Origin of the sequence: Roseiarcus sp., assembly GCF_052145395.1 — a bacterium.
In the GTDB taxonomy this organism is placed as follows: Bacteria; Pseudomonadota; Alphaproteobacteria; order Rhizobiales; family Beijerinckiaceae; genus Roseiarcus.
The window spans coordinates 1-2,678 of record NZ_JBKQOT010000028.1 but is presented as its reverse complement, the minus strand read 5'-3'; the positions used below and the strand labels follow the sequence as shown (position 1 = coordinate 2,678).

The 2,678-nt window shown below is 64.7% G+C and carries 3 protein-coding genes; all 3 read left to right on the top strand.

Annotated features, from left to right (window positions below; all coding sequences use genetic code 11):
* Positions 1–28: 28 nt before the first annotated feature.
* Positions 29–811 (top strand): SDR family NAD(P)-dependent oxidoreductase, encoded by a 783-nt coding sequence (locus ACLP25_RS00935; protein ID WP_442467375.1) that lies wholly within the window; start codon positions 29–31, stop codon positions 809–811.
* Positions 812–1,148: 337 nt separating this feature from the next.
* The gene (locus tag ACLP25_RS00930) at positions 1,149–2,078 is read left to right on the top strand and encodes an alpha/beta fold hydrolase (RefSeq protein ID WP_442467374.1); all 930 of its coding nucleotides are present in this window, start codon (positions 1,149–1,151) and stop codon (positions 2,076–2,078) included.
* Positions 2,075–2,678, top strand: a 604-nt coding sequence (locus ACLP25_RS00925) for a wax ester/triacylglycerol synthase domain-containing protein (RefSeq protein ID WP_442467373.1), incomplete at its 3' end; no start/stop codon positions are given. The genes ACLP25_RS00930 and ACLP25_RS00925, both read left to right, overlap by 4 nt.

Genomic DNA, 2,678 nt, shown 5'->3' with positions numbered 1-2,678 from the left:
GACGAGCGCGGCGCGAAGGAGACCTTCCATGGCAAGCGATTTCGATCTTACCGGGCGCGTTGCGATTATCACCGGGGGCAATGGCGGAATCGGCCTCGGCATGGCGAAGGCGCTCGCACGCGCCGGCTGCGCCGTTTCGATCTGGGGCCGCAATGCCGAGAAGAACCGCGTCGCGCTCGCCGAGCTGCGTGAATGGGGAGCGCGTTTCGAGGCGCGGACCTGCGACGTCACCGATCGCATGGGCGTCGAGGACTCCTTTGCCGGAACGCTTCAAGCTTTCGGAAGGGTGGACGGCTGCTTCGCCAACGCAGGCATGGGGGCCTCGGGTCAGCAGTCCTTCGTCGACCGGTCCGAGGATGAATGGCGAAGCATGTTCGCGACCAATCTCGACGGCGTCTTCCATGTTTTCCAGGTTGCCCTCCGGCATATGATCAAGCGCGCCAACGGCGGTGACCGCTTTGGTCGGATCGTGGCGACGTCGAGCCTCGCCTCGTTGTTCGGAATGCCGCGCGGCGAGCACTACGCCGCGACCAAGGCGGCGCTCAATGAGCTTGTCCGCACGCTCGCGGTCGAGCATGCCCGCTACGGCGTCACAGCCAACGCGATCTTGCCGGGGTGGATCAAGACCGACATGAGCGCCGACTTTATGGGCAACGAGAAGTTCGTTGGCGCCATGATGCCACGGATCCCCATGCGCCGATTTGGCAATCCTGAGGATTTTGGCGGTATCGCGGTCTATCTGATGAGCGCGCTGTCGTCCTATCACACCGGCGACTGTCTGATTATCGACGGCGGCTTCAGCAAGTTCTGAGCCCGTCCCAAGCGCCGCGCGGGCGAGCGCTCATCAAAGGCCACCCTGCGTGGGAGCGGCGGAACGCTGCGGCGAACCATCTGGTATCCAGTTGATCCGGATCATTTTGCAACTTTGCCTTAGGGCTATGCTGCGGCGGTTTTGGCTTTGAGGAGGAACGCCGGCTCGGGGTGTACGGAGGGGCCTGTGGGTCACAGGCCTGAAAAGGGCGGTGCGCTGACCACCCGCTCCCGGCGCCGCGTTCTCGGGCGTTCGATCGGACGGATGGCCACCCGTCGTTGAGGCGGCGCAGCGACCGCACTATTCGGCGACGAACTAACCTGGATAGGGCCGGGCAATGACAGCAATCAAGGCCAACGGCATCACGATTGAATACGAAGAGATCGGTCCGCCTGACGCCCCGGTTATCCTGCTGATCATGGGCCTCGGAATGCAGCTGATCGCTTGGCCGCAGCCGTTTTGCGAGGGTCTTGCCGCACGCGGCTTTCGCGTCGTCCGCTTCGACAATCGTGATGCAGGGCTTTCGACCCGGATGCCGCCCGTTGGTGCGCTCGCATCCACTGCGATGATGGCCCGGGCATTTCTCGGCCTGCCGGTTCGTTCACCGTATACACTTGACGACATGGCGCGCGACACGGTCGGGCTCATGGACGCGCTTGGAATAGGCCAGGCCCATGTCGTCGGCGCCTCGATGGGCGGTATGATCGCGCAGATCGTCGCCATCGAGCATCCGGAGCGCGTCAAGAGCCTGACGTCAATCATGTCGACGAGCGGCGACCGCGCTTTGCCGGGCCCCAAGGGCAACGTGCGGCGCGCGCTGCTTCGTCCACGCCCGCGCAATGAGGTGGCGGCGGTCAATCGCACGATGGAGATGCTCCGTCTCATCGGCGGCGGCCACTATCCGCTCACGGAGGCGGAGCTTCGCGCGAGGGTCGAGCGCTCGGTTCGCCGAAGTTACCGGCCCGACGGCTTCAGGCGTCAGCTGATCGCCATCCAGGCCGCGCCGGGCCGGGCGCGGAAGCTTCGGGGCGTTCGCGCGCCGACCCTTGTCCTGCACGGCTCCCACGACCCTTTGGTCCCGTTGGCTGGAGGAGAACATACCGCAGCGAACATCCCCGGGGCGCGCCTGCGCGTGGTGCCTGGGATGGGTCACTCTTTGCCCGAGGCGCTGATCCCGCTGCTTGTCGACGAGATCGCCGGGCACTGTTTGAAGGTCGAGAACGCGACGCAAATGAGAGACGCGCCTGTCGCCGGGAGTTCGTCGTGAAACGTCTATCCTTGGGTGACGCGCTCTTTCTCTACGCCGAGACGCCCGAGACGCCCATGCACGTCGCCAGCGTCACGATCTTCAGACCGACGATGCAGCGGGACGATCTCTTCGCCCGCTTCCGCGAGCACGTAGCGTCCCGACTCGATCTCCTGCCTTCAAGTCGCCGCCGCCTTGAGCCGACGCCGCTCGGCATCGACCACCCGGTCTGGGTTGTCAAAGAGGCCTTGGACCTCGACTATCACATCCGTCACCAGGCGCTGCCGAAGCCCGGCGGCATGGAGGAGTTGCGGACTCTGATCGGACGGCTGCACGCCATCCCGCTCGACCGCAGCCGTCCGCTATGGGAGTACCATTTCATCGAAGGACTCGAGGGGGACGCGTTCGCCGTCTACGTCAAGGTTCATCACAGCAGTATGGACGGGCTCGCGGGCATAGCGACGCTCGGCGTCACTTACGATTTTGCACCGGGCGCGGAACGCGAAATTCTGTCTGAGAGGACTGTCCCTGCGGACGACGAGCCGTCCGATTACATCGAGCTCACCAGCACCGCTGTCGGCGATTTCCTCCGACAGGGCTGGCGGGCAATCACATCCCTGC

Excerpts from the sequence above, each read along its gene's own strand:
- ACLP25_RS00930 (WP_442467374.1), top strand. The coding sequence starts at position 1,149 with ATGACAGCAATCAAGGCCAACGGCATCACGATTGAATACGAAGAGATC.
- ACLP25_RS00935 (WP_442467375.1), top strand. The coding sequence starts at position 29 with ATGGCAAGCGATTTCGATCTTACCGGGCGCGTTGCGATTATCACCGGG.